This window comes from Rhizobium sp. CBN3 (assembly GCF_030518245.1).
GTDB classification, from domain to species: Bacteria; Pseudomonadota; Alphaproteobacteria; order Rhizobiales; family Rhizobiaceae; genus Rhizobium; species Rhizobium aethiopicum_A.
Genome location: NZ_JAULSE010000015.1, coordinates 1 through 14918, shown reverse-complemented (window position 1 = coordinate 14918; position 14918 = coordinate 1). Strand labels below are relative to the sequence as shown.

The window sequence follows — 14918 nt, the reverse complement described above, 5'->3', positions numbered from 1 at the left end:
AAAGATATCTTTATGTCAATATATGCCGGTCGATTTCGTGCTTTGCGGGCCTTGCCCGATGACAGGCCCGCGCGAGGTCTATATAGGCCTTTGCTAGGCTTGTGCACGAAATCGGAGGAGTATCATGGCACCCGCAATCGGCAACGCCGCGCTTGGAAACTGGACAAGCCGCGCCTATCACCGCAGCTGGCTGCTGGCGCAGGCAAATGGCCTTTTCGATTTCTTCCAGCACAATTCGATCAATCCCAAGGGTGGCTTCTACGATCTCGACGACACCGGCAGGCCTCTCGATGCCGAGGGCCAGGTGCGCGGCATCCATATTGCGGCGCGCGCGGTCCATTGTTTCTCGATCGGCGCCCTGCTCGGCCGTCCCGGCGCCTCCGACGTCGTCGATCACGGCATGGACTATCTCTGGAACCACCATCGTGACCGCAAGAACGGTGGCTATTTCTGGTCGCTCGACAATAACGGTCCGGTTGATTCCAACAAGCAGGGCTACGGCCACGCTTTCGTCCTGCTTGCCGCTTCCTCGGCAAAGACGATCGGCCATCCGCTGGCCGACGGCATGCTGGCCGATATCACCGAGATCCTGAACACGAAGTTCTGGGAACCGCGCCACGGCGCGATCGCCGAGGAATTCACCGCCGACTGGCAGCCGCTCGACGGCGGCGCCTATCGCGGCCAGAATTCCAACATGCACCTGACCGAGGCGCTGATGGCCGCCTTTGAAGCCACCGGCGACAGGGATTACCTCGCCAAGGCCGAAAGCATCGCCGATCTCGTCATTCGCCGTGCGGCCGGTTCGGTCGACTGGCGCGTCGCCGAACATTTCGACGCCGAATGGAACCTCAATAAGGATTACTATCATCCGAACGAAATGTTCCGCCCAGCCGGCACGACACCCGGCCATTGGTTGGAATGGGCCCGCCTCATCCTGCAGCTCTGGGCGCTCGGCGGCAAGCGCATCGCCTGGATGCCGGATGCCGCGAAGGCCCTTTTCGAGCAATCCATGGCGCTCGGCTGGGATAACGACAAGGGCGGCTTCTTCTACACGCTCGACTGGGCGGATAAACCGGCCAAGCGCAACAAGCTGTGGTGGCCGGCCTGCGAGGGTGCGGCTGCCGCGCATTTCCTCAACGAGCACTTGCCGAGCGACTATCACGAGGAATGTTACCGCAAGATCTGGAACGTGATCGAACGCGCCTTCATAGACCATAGGAATGGCGGCTGGCATGAGGAACTGACGGAAGATTTGGTTCCCTCGCACGCGCTCTTTCCCGGCAAAGGCGATATCTACCACGCCCTGCAGGCCTGCCTCATTCCGCTTTTCCCGGCAACGGGCAGCCTGACGAAAGGCATCACTGACTCCGGCGGCAGGCTCTGACGGCTGTTTCAGCGGCCGGCGCCGGCCGTCCGGCGCTCGGATTGTTCCGGCAGATGCGGCCGCGTCACAGCGGAGAGAGCCGCAACGTATCCAGATCTTTCGCCAGCATCAGCGCCAGGGCTTCGACCACAAGATTGTGGTCGTCGCGCTGCGGCAGGCCGGAGACGGTGACGGCGCCGATGCAGCCGGTACCCTTGACGTTGATCGGAAAACTGCCGCCATGCGGCGCATAATCGGCGCCATCAAGCCCGTTGTCCTCGACGGTCTTGCCGTCCTTGCTGAGCTTCAGGCCGGAGGCATAGCTGCTGCGGAAATAGCGCAGCACCATGTTGCGCTTACGGCGCACCCAGTTGACGTTGTCGGGTGTCACACCCGGGAGTGCGGCATAGAAGACCGGCATCGAATGCAGAGTCACGTCGATGGCAATGCCGAGGCCGCGCTCGCTGGCGAGTTCCTGCAGAAGCTTGCCGAGCTGCCAGGCAGTGGTGAGATCGAAGGCGTCGAAGCTCAGCGCCTTTTCCTGCTCGGCGATCCGGCTGAGATCGTTGTCGATTGTCATGATAGGCGCTCCTCTCCCGCAATGATCCGCTGCAGACCATTCTCATCAGGAGAGAAAAAGTAAAGCAAAACTTGGACCTACCCTGATGTCAGAGCTTCGGCGTCAGCATCTCGAAACGATCGCGGATGGTGGTGCAGGTATCGCCGCCCAATCGCGCAATGGCATCGACCGCGGCCGGATCGACATGCAGCCGTTCCGGATCGACGACCCCGTCGCGGTAATGCGCATAGACGATCTCACCGAGGATAATCTGCCGTGAGCGGCCGAGCTCCAGCGTCACATGCCGCCGGCATTCGAAGGCAGCCGGCGCCTCGGCGATAAAGGGCGACGCCACCTTCGCGCCCGGTATCGCCGTCAGCCCCGCCTGCTTCAGCTCATCGACGCCCCGCGGATATTTCGCGCCGCAGACATGCATCGCCTCGGCGATCGCAAAGGAGACGATGTTGACCGTGAAGACCTCGGTCATGCGAATATTGTGGCCGGTGTCCTTGAACGACATGTCGGCATTGTTCTCGACGCCGATCGCCAGGATCGGCGGATCGGCCGACAGGCAGTTGAAGAAGCTGAACGGCGCCGCGTTGATCCGGCCATGTTCGTCGACCGTCGTCACCAGCGCGATCGGCCGCGGGATGATCGTGCCGATCATCAGCTTGTAACGCTCGCGCTCGCTGAGCTCTTTAAAATCGAAGGAGACCGCCATAGTTCAGCCGATTTTCGGGGTCGGCGAGAAACCGCTCATCGCGCCCATAAAAGGTTTCGGCAGCGGCGAGGCATAGGAGCCGCGCTTGCTGGTGGAAAGCCCGAGCGAGACCAGCGCCTCGGCCTGTTTGACGGCGGCCGCCACACCGTCGACGACGGGCACGCCGTAGATATCCTGCAATTCCCTGGCCAGATCGGTCATGCCGGCGCAGCCGAGCACGATCGCTTCGGCCCTGTCTTCGGCAAGCGCCCGCTCGATCTCGGCCCTCAGCTTGCCGATCGCGCCCGAGGCCGCGTCTTCCAACTCCAGTACCGGGATGTCGGAGGCGCGCACCTTCGCCCGGTCGCCCATGCCGTAGCGCCGCACCAGATTGTCGATCAGCACCCGCGATCGCTCCAGCGTCGTCACCACGGTAAAGCGCTGCGCCAGGAAGCCCGCCGTCACCACGGCGGATTCGCAAAGCCCGAGGATCGGCACATCGGCGAAGCTCCGCGCTGCGTCGAGCCCGGTATCGTCGAAACAGGCGATGACAGCCGCGTCGTAGCCCGCCACCTGCCGCTCCTTAAGTTCCAAGAGCAGGCCGGGAATCGCGAGCGCCCCGTCGTAATGTCCCTCGATGGAGACCGGCCCCATGCTGGATGTCGCGGCGATGATCTCGGTGCCGGATGCCGCCACCGCACGTGCGGCGGCCGCAGCCTTCTCGGTCATGGAGGCCGTGGTATTCGGATTGACGATGAGGATGCGCATATCAGTCTATCTTTGCCTGCCGCCGCCCCAGCATCGTCATGATGCCGAGCGCGATGAGAATGATGGTGAAGGAAAACAGCGTCGTCACCGTGCCGAGTGCATAGAGCACCGGCGTCGTGACGTTGGTGGTCATGCCGTAGATTTCGAGCGGCAGCGTATTGTAGCTGCCCGACGTCATCAATGTGCGCGCGAATTCGTCATAGGACAGCGTGAAGCCGAACAGGCCGACGCCGATCAGGCTCGGCGCGATCATCGGCAGCACGACGTGGCGGAAGGTCTGCCAGGAGGTGGCGCCGAGGTCGCGCGCCGCCTCTTCATAAGCAGGCGAGAAACGGTTGAAGACCGCAAACATGATCAGCACCCCGAAGGGCAGCGTCCAGGTCAGATGTGCGCCGAAGGCCGAGGAATACCATGCGGGCTTGAGACCGCCCTCCTGGAAGACAACGCCGATGCCGAGCGAAATGATGATCGACGGCACGACCAGGCTGGCGACCGTGGCGTAGAACAGCGCCGTCGATCCGCGGAACCGGCGGCGGAAGGCAAGCCCGGCCAGCAGCGACACGACGACGGTCACCACCATCACCATCAGCCCGAGGGTGAAGGAGCGCCGGAACGAGGCGCCGAAATCGCCGACCGCCTGCTTCTCGAACAGGTTGAAGAACCAATGCGTGGAAACGCCGTTCATCGGGAAGGTCAGGCCGCCGTCCGGCCCCTGGAAGGAGAGAATCAGGATCGCCGAAAGCGGGCCGTAGAGGAACAGCACGAAGACGACGAAGAACATCGCCAGCAGATAGAATTCGAGACCGCGTTTCTCGTGGTTCATCTCAAAGCTCCTTGCGGATGTCGACGACACGCAGGATGGCGGCGACCATCATGAGCACCACCGCAAGCAGCACCACGGCATTGGCGGCGGCGGCCGGATATTGCAGCAGCGACATCTGGTTTTTCATCATCAGCGCCACCGAGGCGCTCTGGCCGCCGGACATCACCTGCACCGTCGAAAAATCGGCCATCACCAGCGTCACGACGAAGATCGTGCCGATCGCCATGCCGGGCTTGGCAAGCGGAATGACGACGTTCCACAGAACCTGCCAGTCGGATGCGCCGGCATCGCGCGCCGCCTCGAACAGCGACCGGTCGATGCGCATCAGCGTGTTGAAGATCGGCGTCACCATGAACAAGGTATAGAGGTGCACCATGGCGAGCACGACGGCGAAATCGGAATAGAGCAGCCATTCGATCGGCTGCGGAATGATGCCCATCTTGATCAGCGCGGAATTGACCAGGCCGTTGCGTCCGAGCACCGGGATCCAGGAGATCATCCGGATGATGTTCGACGTCATGAACGGCACGGTGCAGACGAGGAAGAGAATCATCTGCGTCGAGGTCTTGCGAATGTGGAAGGCCAGGAAATAGGCGACCCAGAAGCCGATGACGAGTGTCAGCGCCCAGACGATAGCGGTGAATTTCAGCGTGTTGAGATAGGTCTTCCACGTCACCCATGAACCGAGCGTGTCGGTGTAGTTCATGGTGAGGAAATCGGGGTAGAGGCCGGCGAAATCGTAATCCCAGAAGCTGACGACAGCGATCATCGCGATCGGCAGCAGGAAGAAGAAGCCGAGGATGGCGATCAGCGGTGTCGCCTGGAGGTATGAGATGACTGAGGGGGAGAGCCTCAGTCCACGCCTGCCGCGCACGCGCTGAGCGTCCTCCTCCGTTTCCGCTGCAATGGTCGCCATATCCGGTTCTCCGTTCTGATTGCGTCAGGTGGACGAAGGAGCGTGCCGCCCCCTCATCCGCCTGCCGGCACCTTCTCCCCGCTGGGGAGAAGAGAATCGCAGCGGCGTCTCGGCCACCGCGAACCTTGTTCTTTTGTTATCTGCCGAGCGGCAAGCTCCCCCTTCTCCCCAGCGGGGAGAAGATGCCCGAAGGGCAGATGAGGGGGCGGAGCGAAGCGACGTCTTGAGCGCTAGCGAAAGACAATCCTGCTCATCCGCCCCCTCGACGATCAAGCCGCGATGAACTCGTTCCAGCGGCGGACCATGTAGCGGTCCTCGTCCATGACCGAGTTCCAGCAGGCGACCGCACCCATGCGGGCTTCGAAGGCGCCGCCGTCGCGCACCGCACCGGCCTTTTCCATGACTTTGCCTTCGGGAGAGAGAATATCGCCCTGCGCCGGCTTGCCCTCGATCCAGTAACCCCATTCATCTGCCGTCATGAAACCCTTGGCGGTTTCCATGCAGGCGGAATAATAGCCCTGGCGGTTGAGATAGCCGCCGACCCAGCCCGACGTATACCAGTTGATATATTCATAGGCCGCATCGAGCTCAGCGCCCTTGAGATGCGAGGCAAGGCCGAGGCCGCCGCCCCAGGCACGGTAGCCTTCCTTGAGCGGCTGGTATTTGCAGGCGATGCCCTTGGAGCGGACGGCAGCGACGGCCGGCGACCACATGGACTGGATGACGACTTCGCCCGAGGCCATCAGGTTGACCGACTCGTCGAAGCTCTTCCAGAAGGCGCGGAACTGGCCGTCGCCCTTGGCCTTGATGAGGAATTCGATCGTCTTGTCGATCTCTTCCTTGGTCATGTTGCCCTTGTCGGCATATTTGATGTTGCCCAAGGCTTCCATGATCATCGCCGCATCCATGATGCCGATCGACGGGATGTTGAGGATCGAGGTCTTGCCCTTGAACTTCGGATCCATGATGTCGGCCCAGCTGGTAATGTCGCGGCCGACGAGATCGGGACGGATGCCGAGCGTATCGGCATTGTAGATGGTAGGAACCATCGTCATCCACTGCGTCGGCTCCTTGGCGAACTTCTTGGCGCCCTGCGCCTCGACGAAGCCGACCGTGTGCGGTGCCGTGCCCTGGGCGATGACGCTGTCCGGCTTCATCTTGCCGTTGATGAAGAGCGGCACGATCTTGTCGTAGTATTTCAGCTTCTTGACGTCCATCGGCTGCAGCACGCCTGTCGGAAACACCTTCTTGGCGATCCAGTATTCGATGTCGGCGATGTCGTAGCTGTCGGGCTGGGTGACGGCACGCTGAGCGGCGGCGTCGGAATCGGTTGCCGTCATCTCCAGCGTGATGCCGAGATCGGCTTTGCACTTTTCAGCGATGGCATTGATGTTGGATACGCCGGTGCCGAACTGGCGAAGCGTGATGTTCGTCTTCGCCCAAATCGTGGGAAAGCCGGTGATAGCGCCGGAGCCGGCGATGGCGCCCACGGCGGCAGCACCCGTCTTCAAGAGCGTGCGGCGGGAAAGACCCTTTTCCGCCTTGGTCGATGTCGTTTCAGTCGTCATGTCAGTTCCCCTTTTCTTGATGTGGAAGTCGACGTTTTTGATTGTTCATGCAGAGGCGCGGCCGAGAAGCACCGCATCCTCACGTTCCCAGCTGAGCGAGACCGCGTCGCCGACGGCGACCGGGCCGGCGAAATAGTCGTTGTCGTCAGCAATGACGGTGAAGTCGTCGCTGCCGGCGCCGAGAACGGTGATCTTCACGGAGGAGCCCCGGTATTCGACGTTGGAGACGATGCCGTTGAAGCCGAGCGTCCACTCGGTCGCCACCTGCAGGCGCACGCGATCGGTGCGGATGCCGATGTCGACCGGCTCGCCGACGTCCCTGCCCTCGCCCCCCACGGAAAAGCTCTGCCCCTCCGGCACGGTCATGACGAGCACGCCGTCCGCGCTCGACGTCACCCGGCCGGACAAGACATTGTGATCGCCCATGAACCGCGCGACGAAGGCGGTTGCCGGCTTCTCGAAAACCTCGCGGGGTGCCGCCGCCTGCTCGATCCGGCCGTCATTCATGATGACAATGACGTCCGCGAGCGCCATCGCCTCTTCCTGGCTATGGGTGACGTGGACGAAGGTGATGCCGAGCGACTTCTGCAGCTTCTTCAGTTCGGCGCGCATGCGGATCTTCAGGAACGGATCGAGCGCCGACAGCGGCTCGTCGAGCAGCAGCGCCTCCGGATCGGTAATCAGGGCGCGGGCCAGCGCCACACGCTGCTGCTGGCCGCCGGAAAGCTGAGCCGGACGCCTGTTGGCATAGGGCGCCATCTGCATCAGCTTCAGCATCTCCAGCGCCTTGGCCTGCCGCTCCGCCTTGTCGACGCCTTTCATCTTAAGGCTGAAGGCGACATTGTCGACCAGGTCGAGATGCGGGAAGAGCGCATAGGACTGGAACATCATCGCCGTGCCGCGCCTGGCCGGCGGAAGATCGGTGACGACCGTTTTGCCGAGCCTAATGTCGCCGGAAGAAATGCTCTCATGGCCGGCGATCATGCGCAGTGTCGAGGTCTTGCCGCAGCCCGACGGGCCGAGGAAGCAGCAATAGGAACCGGCCGGAATCTTCAAGCTGATCCCATGCACGGCCGTCGTCGTTCCGTAGACCTTCGAAACGGATACTATATCGATCTCTGCCGCTTTCGACATCATGCCTTCCCCTGTTCGGGAAAGATGACGCATCTGCCGTGCCAATCGCCTCCAACTCGACTAAACCCTTAGCAAGGAAGGGTTTTAACGCTCGAAGCCGTGCAGGCGCATTTTATGAGCACCGCATCGTCTGCACATGATTTAGGCTATCGTCTGCAATTTGCGCAGAAAATCGTATACAATTTAACCGCTATTTCGATGACAAATTCCGTTTAACTTTTGCCGCGAAGCCGGCTATGGTTTGCCCGCCATCAGGGAATAGTTTTCATGAAATCCGCCGCCAAGGCCATGCAGGCCGAAGAAGTCGCCGAAACCGGCGCGCACCAGATCCGCGACGCCATTCGCGAGGCGATCGTCGAGCGCAGGCTTTCCCCCGGCACCAAGCTTTCCGAAAGCGATGTCGGCAATCTTTTCAACGTCAGTCGCACGCTTGCCCGCGCAGCCCTGCAGGCGCTTTCCTATGAGGGCCTGGTCAGCGTCGAGAAGAACCGCGGCGCCTTCGTCGCCTATCCCTCCCCTGATGAGGCCCGCCAGATCTTTTCCGCCCGGCGCCTCGTCGAGCCCGGCATATTGCGCGAGGCGGCGGCGCGGATCACCCCGGACGACATCAGCAATCTACGAGGGCTTTTGCAGGAAGAAGGTCGCCTGATGAGCGAGCGCGGCCAGACGGCCCGGCGCGCCGAGATCAAGGCATCCGGCGATTTCCACCTGATGCTGGCGGAAATTTCGGGCAACGCGATCATGCAGCGTTTCATGGAGGAGCTCGTCGCCCGCTCATCCCTCGTCATCGCGCTCTACGGCCAGTCGACCGCTTCCAGCTGCGGCCATTCCGAACATGGCGACATCATCTCGGCGATCGAAGACAACGAACTCGACCGCGCCTGCCAGCTGATGCTGCATCACATCGCCCATATCGAGTCCGATCTCGACCTGCGCGAACGCAAGAGCCTCGGCCTCAAGGAAGCCTTCGAACTCTGAACAGGTGGGCGCACGTCGCCCGCAGCTATCACGACGCCTTCTTCGGCAGCTTGTCCAGCGCGGCGAAAATTTCTTCCGCCGTCCGCGGCTCGCTCGAGCGCAGCTTCACCGCGCCGTCACGCCCGATCAGGATCAGCCCGAACTCGCTGTAAGACGGCCCCTGCAGCCGCTCGCGAATATCGTCCGCATCAAGTTCCCAGCCATCGTCGAACAGCGAGAAAGCGCCGCCGCCGGCGATGATGAACACTTCGACGTCTTCCTCGATGAGGCGCATCTGTGCGTTCCGCAACCATTCGTCCTGGGTTGCCGCGCGGTCGTCCTGCGCATCTGCAAAGATGATCAGCACCCGTTTGCTGTCTCGAAACTGCTCGAGCGATTGCGGAAGTTCCGGCTCACGTCGCGGTGTGCCGATGATTTCATGAACGATGGATCTCAGCATGGTGCTATTCCTCGCCCGTCATCTCACGGGCTGTAACTGCGCCATTGCAGCGGCCGCGTATTTCAAGACGCGCAAGAACGCTGTAACGCGCTGAATAACTGAATAATTCCCAATCCGGTACGAACTGGGATCATGCAGTAAACGGCTGGAAATGGGGGAGGTTCCGACGAAGCGGAAAAGGATCGCAACCCCACACGGTTTGGCCACGATCCTTTTTCCCGTCAGTCGCGGCTCTGGTCCTCGGCCGCATGCGCCGAGACGGCGACGAGGTCCGCTGTGCCGTTGGCAAGGAGGCGTTTGCGCACCAGCACGCGCATGACGCGCGCCGCCGTCGAGAAGGTCATCTGGTCGAGCGGACCTTCGCCCTCCCACGGCTTGGTCAGCCGCTCGGTGACGGCGCCGACGATATTCATCGGCACGATGTCGGTGCATTCGCGCATGGCTTCGAAAACGAAGCTGATCGGGATGACCCTTCCTTCATGGGTCACGATCGGTTCGGTCAATTCGCTGTCCCATTCCTCGAAAGCGTAAAGTGCTTCCCGAAACAGCTGCTGGAGGGTAAACGGCGCGTGGCCGTTATGAAGTGGCGGCAGGGCATTCATCATGTCTGTCTCCTCTTGATGGATTAAGCCAAAATCCTCCTGGATCGGTCGGCATGAACGCGGGGAACGCAGCTTTTTTTGCCCCTGCGGACCGATAACACGATTGATTCTATAGAGTAACCTTCCGTGAATAAAGCCCAATTCTCGGCGAGGGAGGCACCCGTTTTCCTAAACGCATGAAATTCTTGCATGTTTTAGGCGAAATTTTCTCGGCGAGCCGCGTTCTTGAAAATCCGTGCCAGCCGCGCGGGAATGGTGCGGGAGGCGGAAAAAACCCTGAAAAATCACGGAACTTTTGCGGCTGTAATCTGTTTTGTTCGCGCACTTCGTAAAAGCAGATGGGGTTACCACCAATGACGCAGATCCGTGAACCGGAGCGGCGGACCAAAGTCCTGCGCGGCCGTCCTTACCGCCTTGATGAATTCGCCTCCAAATACGGCCTGCGCAGCGACCAGGCCGAGAGCCTGTTTACCCGCTTCGGGCCTTCCTCGATCGAACTCGATTTGCTGATGGCAGCCAAGCGCCGCGCGCCTGTTCTGCCGGACAGAATTGCCGAATAATGCCTTTCACGAACGGAATCGATAGATGAGCGACAGACGCCATGAGTGGATCAGCAAACGGGCCTATGCGATCTGGGAAGAACAGGGCCGCCCTGACGGCCGGGACGGCGAACATTGGCGTCAGGCAGTCGCCGAGCGGGACGCGCTGGAACGCACGCAGGCCTCCGTCGACGGACGCGAAGTGCTGGTGAAGTTCCGCCCGAAGCCGCAACGGCCGGAACTGCCGCGCGACGGCTGGCTCACCCCGCCGGCCAAGGCCGGCTGATCCGACGGCCAGCCGCGAGATTCTGCACGGCGCCGCTCAATGCTGCATCCCCGAATGCCGATGGCCGGCCTCGTCCTTCGAGGCCCCTACGGGGGCACCTCAGAATGAGGGCGGAGAGAGGCTCGGGTTGTGGCACCGGAGCGCGGAGCGGCACGCCAGAACCCCACTCTGTGGGACATAGCACATAAGGTAGCCGCTTCTGCGATGTGCCAACACCTAGCCGCGACCCGCCGCAACCGCTTGGCAACCATCCGACACATCGATCAGCCCGCCACGGCACACGATGGCCTCCAGGGCGCAGAGAAGGTGCGGCTTGCCTCACGATGGCGGACAGAGGCGCGGCTTACCTCATCGGAGCGGCGCGCCGAAGACGGGCGGGAGCGGCGATAATGGCACAGTCCACCCCCCCTTCCCCGAACGCCGCTGTTTCCGCTTGAAACACTTCGTCAACCATATTGGCACAAATCCATGGAGTACGGGTTTTTCTTTCACCCGCCCTCGAAATTGCCGCTCGACACTCTCCTCGCAAAATCGGAAACGGAACAGGGATGAAAAAGTGCGCATGCGCGAAGCGTGATTCCATCCGGCCGCGGCGTTGATCGATGCCTGGCCGGGCCTATCAAGTCGGGGAAAGCCTCACACCGCCCGCCGGGGCGGGCGATGTCACAAGGCGTTGTTTTCCTGGCAAAGCGCCCGGTGGACCTCGGTCCAGAACAGCGCCAGCGGGGTGTCGCCGTTGCGTTCGGCAACAAGGGCGCGGATCAACGCTTCGGAACCTGCCATGTCCTGCCAACTGGATTTCAGACCTTTGGCGGCCTGTCGGCATTCGGCAATCTCGAACGGTCTCTTGCTGTCCATATGAGGTCTCCTCATTCAAGGCGCTAGCAAGCGGCGGCCGGATTGTCATTCCCCGCATATGTGGGGATGCCTTGTATTTTAGACGGTCCTCACGGTAGGATTGCGGGAATTGGGACGACGGAAATGATCGAGAATACCTACAGCGACAAGTTCGAACCCGCTTTCGAACAGATCAAGGCTGCAACCAATGTGGATGCCGCTATCCGTATTCTCCAGGCGGACTATGGCCTCGATTTCGTGACCTACCATCTCGCCCAGACGATCGCGAGCAAGATCGATTCCCCCTTCGTGCGCACCACCTATCCGGATGCCTGGGTCTCCCGCTACCTCCTGAACAGCTACGTGAAGGTCGATCCGATCGTCAAGCAGGGCTTCGAGCGCCAGCTGCCCTTCGACTGGAGCGAGGTCGAGCCGACGCCGGAAGCCTATGCCATGCTGGTCGACGCCCAGAAGCACGGCATCGGCGGCAACGGCTATTCCATTCCCGTCGCCGACAAGGCGCAGCGCCGCGCGCTCTTGTCGCTGAACGCCCGCATACCGGCCGAGGAATGGGCCGAGCTTGTGCGCCGCTGCCGCAACGAATGGATCGAGATTGCCCATCTGATCCACCGCAAGGCCGTCTATGAGCTGCATGGCGAGCATGATCCGGTGCCGACATTGTCGCCGCGCGAGATCGAGTGCCTGCACTGGACGGCGCTCGGCAAGGATTACAAGGATATTTCGGTGATATTGGGCATATCGGAGCACACGACGCGTGATTACCTGAAGACCGCCCGGTTCAAGCTCGGCTGCGCCACGATTTCGGCGGCCGCCTCGCGGGCGGTGCAGTTGCGCATCATCAATCCCTGAGAAGCGGAATCGATTTTCCGAGAATACGCCGTGTCGATTCAAAAGCCGAAGGATCGCGATCCTTCCCGGCCGTGCCTCGCTTTTGTCGTGACCCAATCCTCATACTTTTGGGCTAATCCCCCCATCTGAGGGGGCCCATCTGAGGGAATTTCCGATCCGGCCCGCCTGAACCATTCTGCTCTCCACGAACTGCAAACGCTGGAGGGCAAAATGTTCGTTATCATTCAGGCACATGAGTATCAGAAACACGCCGCCGTACTCGAGCAGATGTTCCGCCTGCGCAAGAAGGTCTTCGCCGACCAGCTCGGCTGGGACGTTCCCGTCATCGGCCCCTACGAACGCGACAGCTACGATTCGCTTTCTCCGGCCTACCTCGTCTGGTGCAACGACAGCCGCACGCGCCTTTATGGCGGCATGCGCCTGATGCCGACGACCGGTCCGACGCTTCTCTACGACGTCTTCCGTGAGACCTTTCCGGCCGCCGCCGATCTCGTCGCTCCGGGCATCTGGGAAGGCACGCGCATGTGCATCGACGAGGAGGCGATCGCCAGGGATTTCCCCAACATCGATGCCGGCCGCGCCTTCTCGATGATGCTGCTGGCGCTCTGCGAATGCGCGCTCGACCACGGCATCCACACGATGATTTCCAACTACGAACCCTATCTCAAGCGCGTCTACAAGCGCGCAGGCGCCGAAGTGGAAGAACTCGGCCGCGCAGACGGCTACGGCAAGTACCCCGTCTGCTGCGGCGCCTTCGAAGTGTCTGACCGCGTGCTGCGCAAGATGCGCGCCGCCCTCGGCCTGACCCTACCCCTTTATGTCAGACATGTTCCGGCCCGCTCGGTCGTGACGCAATTCCTGGAGATGGCAGCATGAAACGCCTCGTTGAAACCGCAACACCGAAAGACATCTCCGCCCTGGAGCGCCATGTCCTCGCATCCCGCGACATCGCCACGCAGATAGGGGATCCCTTCCTCTCCTATCTGCTTTCGATGGCGCTGTTCACGATCTACGAAAAGAAGGCTCAGCATGAGAATGAGGCGCTGAAGAGCCGCTTCGGCTGAGGGCGCGGGTCCCCTCCGCCGCGCCTGAAGAGGGGCACGCCTCGCAGCGCCTCGCGCGCGGCCGCAAAACCTGTCCCCGTTTTGCGGCTGCGCGCCCCGCTCACCTCGGGTCGTCAACGACTCATGGACGTCAAGTCATAAGGGAATTGATCGTCGAAATCAGCGTGTCGTGCAGATAGGGTTTGGGCAGGAAGGCGGCATTGGCAGGCAGGGCCATCGGATCGAGCCGCACCATGCCCGACGTGATGATGATGCCGATATTCGGCAGCATCGCCCTCACCCGCTTGGCAAGCTGGATGCCATCCATCGAACCGGCCATGTTGACGTCGGTGAACAGGATATCGACATCCTGCCGGCCCTTCAGCACCACCAGCGCCTCATCCGCATTCGCCGCCTCCAGCGCCACATGGCCGACATCCTCGAGCACATCGAGGATATTGAATCGGATCAGCGGCTCATCCTCCACGATGAGCACCACGGCACTGTTCGAAGCCACCATCTGCAATCGCCCTTTCCATGCGGAATATGATTCGAATAAGTGTATCCGCCCTGCGAAGGTTCCAGTGCCTCTGCCCACGAAATACGCATCATCCACAGATGTTGCCCTGCCCGCTTGTGGCTCCCTGCAATTTGGGCTAGAGCGAACCGATGCCGTGGGAACCATTGCCCCGGCAACCAGGTGCCGGCCTCCGGCGCTGAGGGCCTGTAGCTCAATGGTTAGAGCCGGCGGCTCATAACCGCTTGGTTGGGGGTTCGAGTCCCTCCGGGCCCACCATTCGCTTCAGGGATTGTCGCTGTTTCGCCCGTTTCGACAGCACCTTCTGGGCAGCAGACTGAAATCTTCCATCCACCTCCTCTGACCACATATTGTAACGTCTCGGTCAAGAGCTTAGGCAACCGCCGAAATACGAAAAAGGCGTGGCCCAACCCCGCCAACTAGAGAAGCGTCATCCAGTGCCTTTTAGACTTCCTAGCTGGCCTCGTATCGGATTTCGAGTGCGTTGGGATCGAGATGTGCCCAGTGCCGCGGATCGATTAATGGAGGGCTGCGGGCGCAGGCGCGATCAGGGGGAACCGCGCGATTAACATACTGGTGAGTTCCTCCTGGGTGCGATGGCCGCGATTGAAAAGGTCGATTGCCGCGCTGCAGATTATTTCCGATGTCTTATCGTCCGGTTTGGCCTTGTAGTGCCTAAACCAAGATTGAACGGACAGCGAGAGCACGGCCCATTCGGTTTCTTGGACGCTCGTGACCAACATTCCTTATCTCCCCACATGTTTAATGCGGCAGCTTTGCAGGGTTTCATAAGTGAGCCTGCAATCCCAGTTGTGCCGTGACGTTGAAGAATATCTCCTGCCATTCAGTGCGAGCTGATCGCACGACCGCTGGAGGCGAGATGCTCTGTAATGGCGCGCCGGATTTCGATAACCGTGTCGAAGAGCCTGTTGTCCAGGTCGATGACATTGAAGCG

The 14918-nt window shown here is 61.2% G+C and carries 19 protein-coding genes and 1 tRNA gene; 8 read left to right on the top strand and 12 right to left on the bottom strand.

Going from position 1 to position 14918, the window contains the following annotated elements; translation table 11 throughout:
- The first annotated feature begins 124 nt into the window (after positions 1-124).
- Positions 125-1384 (top strand): AGE family epimerase/isomerase, encoded by a 1260-nt coding sequence (locus QWJ46_RS21385; protein WP_302753691.1) that lies wholly within the window; start codon positions 125-127, stop codon positions 1382-1384.
- A 64-nt stretch (positions 1385-1448) separates the two neighbouring features.
- On the opposite strand, the gene QWJ46_RS21380 is transcribed toward QWJ46_RS21385, so the two are convergent.
- The 7 genes from QWJ46_RS21380 to QWJ46_RS21350 form a co-directional block, all read right to left on the bottom strand.
- Positions 1449-1943, bottom strand: a complete 495-nt coding sequence (locus QWJ46_RS21380) for a heme-degrading domain-containing protein (protein ID WP_011426147.1) — start codon at positions 1941-1943, stop codon at positions 1449-1451.
- Positions 1944-2031: 88 nt separating this feature from the next.
- A complete protein-coding gene (locus tag QWJ46_RS21375) occupies positions 2032-2643 on the bottom strand; it encodes a flavin reductase family protein (protein WP_302753689.1) in 612 nt (203 codons plus the stop codon).
- A 3-nt stretch (positions 2644-2646) separates the two neighbouring features.
- The gene (locus QWJ46_RS21370) at positions 2647-3390 is read right to left on the bottom strand and encodes an aspartate/glutamate racemase family protein (protein ID WP_302753687.1); all 744 of its coding nucleotides are present in this window, start codon (positions 3388-3390) and stop codon (positions 2647-2649) included.
- A gap of 1 nt (position 3391) precedes the next feature.
- Positions 3392-4213, bottom strand: coding sequence for an ABC transporter permease (locus QWJ46_RS21365; protein WP_302753686.1), 822 nt, complete (start codon positions 4211-4213; stop codon positions 3392-3394).
- A gap of 1 nt (position 4214) precedes the next feature.
- Positions 4215-5129 (bottom strand): ABC transporter permease, encoded by a 915-nt coding sequence (locus tag QWJ46_RS21360; RefSeq protein WP_302753684.1) that lies wholly within the window; start codon positions 5127-5129, stop codon positions 4215-4217.
- A 269-nt stretch (positions 5130-5398) separates the two neighbouring features.
- Positions 5399-6697: a PotD/PotF family extracellular solute-binding protein gene (locus QWJ46_RS21355; RefSeq protein WP_302753682.1), complete on the bottom strand. Its 1299-nt coding sequence runs from the start codon at positions 6695-6697 to the stop codon at positions 5399-5401.
- Between the two features lie 45 nt (positions 6698-6742).
- Positions 6743-7831, bottom strand: a complete 1089-nt coding sequence (locus QWJ46_RS21350) for an ABC transporter ATP-binding protein (RefSeq protein ID WP_302753842.1) — start codon at positions 7829-7831, stop codon at positions 6743-6745.
- 267 nt (positions 7832-8098) lie between these two features.
- Here QWJ46_RS21350 and QWJ46_RS21345 point away from each other — a divergent pair, with 267 nt between their 5' ends.
- Complete coding sequence (locus tag QWJ46_RS21345) at positions 8099-8809, top strand: GntR family transcriptional regulator (protein ID WP_302753681.1); 711 nt, start codon at positions 8099-8101, stop codon at positions 8807-8809.
- Between the two features lie 28 nt (positions 8810-8837).
- On the opposite strand, the gene QWJ46_RS21340 is transcribed toward QWJ46_RS21345, so the two are convergent.
- Positions 8838-9248 carry a DUF4174 domain-containing protein gene (locus QWJ46_RS21340; RefSeq protein WP_085778839.1) on the bottom strand — a complete coding sequence of 137 codons (411 nt, stop codon included), beginning with the start codon at positions 9246-9248 and terminating at the stop codon, positions 8838-8840.
- 221 nt (positions 9249-9469) lie between these two features.
- Positions 9470-9853, bottom strand: a complete 384-nt coding sequence (locus tag QWJ46_RS21335; RefSeq protein WP_038690240.1) for a hypothetical protein — start codon at positions 9851-9853, stop codon at positions 9470-9472.
- 350 nt (positions 9854-10203) lie between these two features.
- On the opposite strand from QWJ46_RS21335, the gene QWJ46_RS21330 reads away from it, so the two are divergent.
- Both QWJ46_RS21330 and QWJ46_RS21325 read left to right on the top strand, forming a co-directional pair.
- Entirely contained in the window at positions 10204-10410 is a 207-nt protein-coding gene (locus QWJ46_RS21330; RefSeq protein WP_302753675.1) for a hypothetical protein, read from the top strand.
- 25 nt (positions 10411-10435) lie between these two features.
- Complete coding sequence (locus tag QWJ46_RS21325) at positions 10436-10675, top strand: DUF2934 domain-containing protein (RefSeq protein ID WP_011426157.1); 240 nt, start codon at positions 10436-10438, stop codon at positions 10673-10675.
- A 663-nt stretch (positions 10676-11338) separates the two neighbouring features.
- Here the strand turns inward: QWJ46_RS21325 and QWJ46_RS21320 are convergent.
- Positions 11339-11533, bottom strand: a complete 195-nt coding sequence (locus QWJ46_RS21320) for a hypothetical protein (protein ID WP_184459297.1) — start codon at positions 11531-11533, stop codon at positions 11339-11341.
- A gap of 123 nt (positions 11534-11656) precedes the next feature.
- On the opposite strand from QWJ46_RS21320, the gene QWJ46_RS21315 reads away from it, so the two are divergent.
- The 3 genes from QWJ46_RS21315 (at position 11657) to QWJ46_RS21305 (ending at position 13446) form a co-directional block, all read left to right on the top strand.
- Positions 11657-12382 (top strand): LuxR family transcriptional regulator, encoded by a 726-nt coding sequence (locus QWJ46_RS21315; RefSeq protein ID WP_302753671.1) that lies wholly within the window; start codon positions 11657-11659, stop codon positions 12380-12382.
- A 210-nt stretch (positions 12383-12592) separates the two neighbouring features.
- Positions 12593-13258, top strand: coding sequence for an acyl-homoserine-lactone synthase (locus QWJ46_RS21310; protein ID WP_184459299.1), 666 nt, complete (start codon positions 12593-12595; stop codon positions 13256-13258).
- Positions 13255-13446 (top strand): hypothetical protein, encoded by a 192-nt coding sequence (locus tag QWJ46_RS21305; RefSeq protein ID WP_184459300.1) that lies wholly within the window; start codon positions 13255-13257, stop codon positions 13444-13446. Before QWJ46_RS21310 ends, QWJ46_RS21305 begins: the two co-directional genes overlap by 4 nt.
- A 130-nt stretch (positions 13447-13576) precedes the next feature.
- Here QWJ46_RS21305 and QWJ46_RS21300 read toward each other — a convergent pair whose 3' ends face one another.
- Positions 13577-13945, bottom strand: coding sequence for a response regulator (locus QWJ46_RS21300; RefSeq protein ID WP_302753668.1), 369 nt, complete (start codon positions 13943-13945; stop codon positions 13577-13579).
- 200 nt (positions 13946-14145) lie between these two features.
- Here QWJ46_RS21300 and QWJ46_RS21295 point away from each other — a divergent pair.
- Positions 14146-14221, top strand: a tRNA-Ile gene (locus QWJ46_RS21295).
- Between the two features lie 260 nt (positions 14222-14481).
- On the opposite strand, the gene QWJ46_RS21290 is transcribed toward QWJ46_RS21295, so the two are convergent.
- Positions 14482-14706: a hypothetical protein gene (locus tag QWJ46_RS21290; RefSeq protein WP_184459302.1), complete on the bottom strand. Its 225-nt coding sequence runs from the start codon at positions 14704-14706 to the stop codon at positions 14482-14484.
- Positions 14707-14918 lie beyond the last annotated feature (212 nt).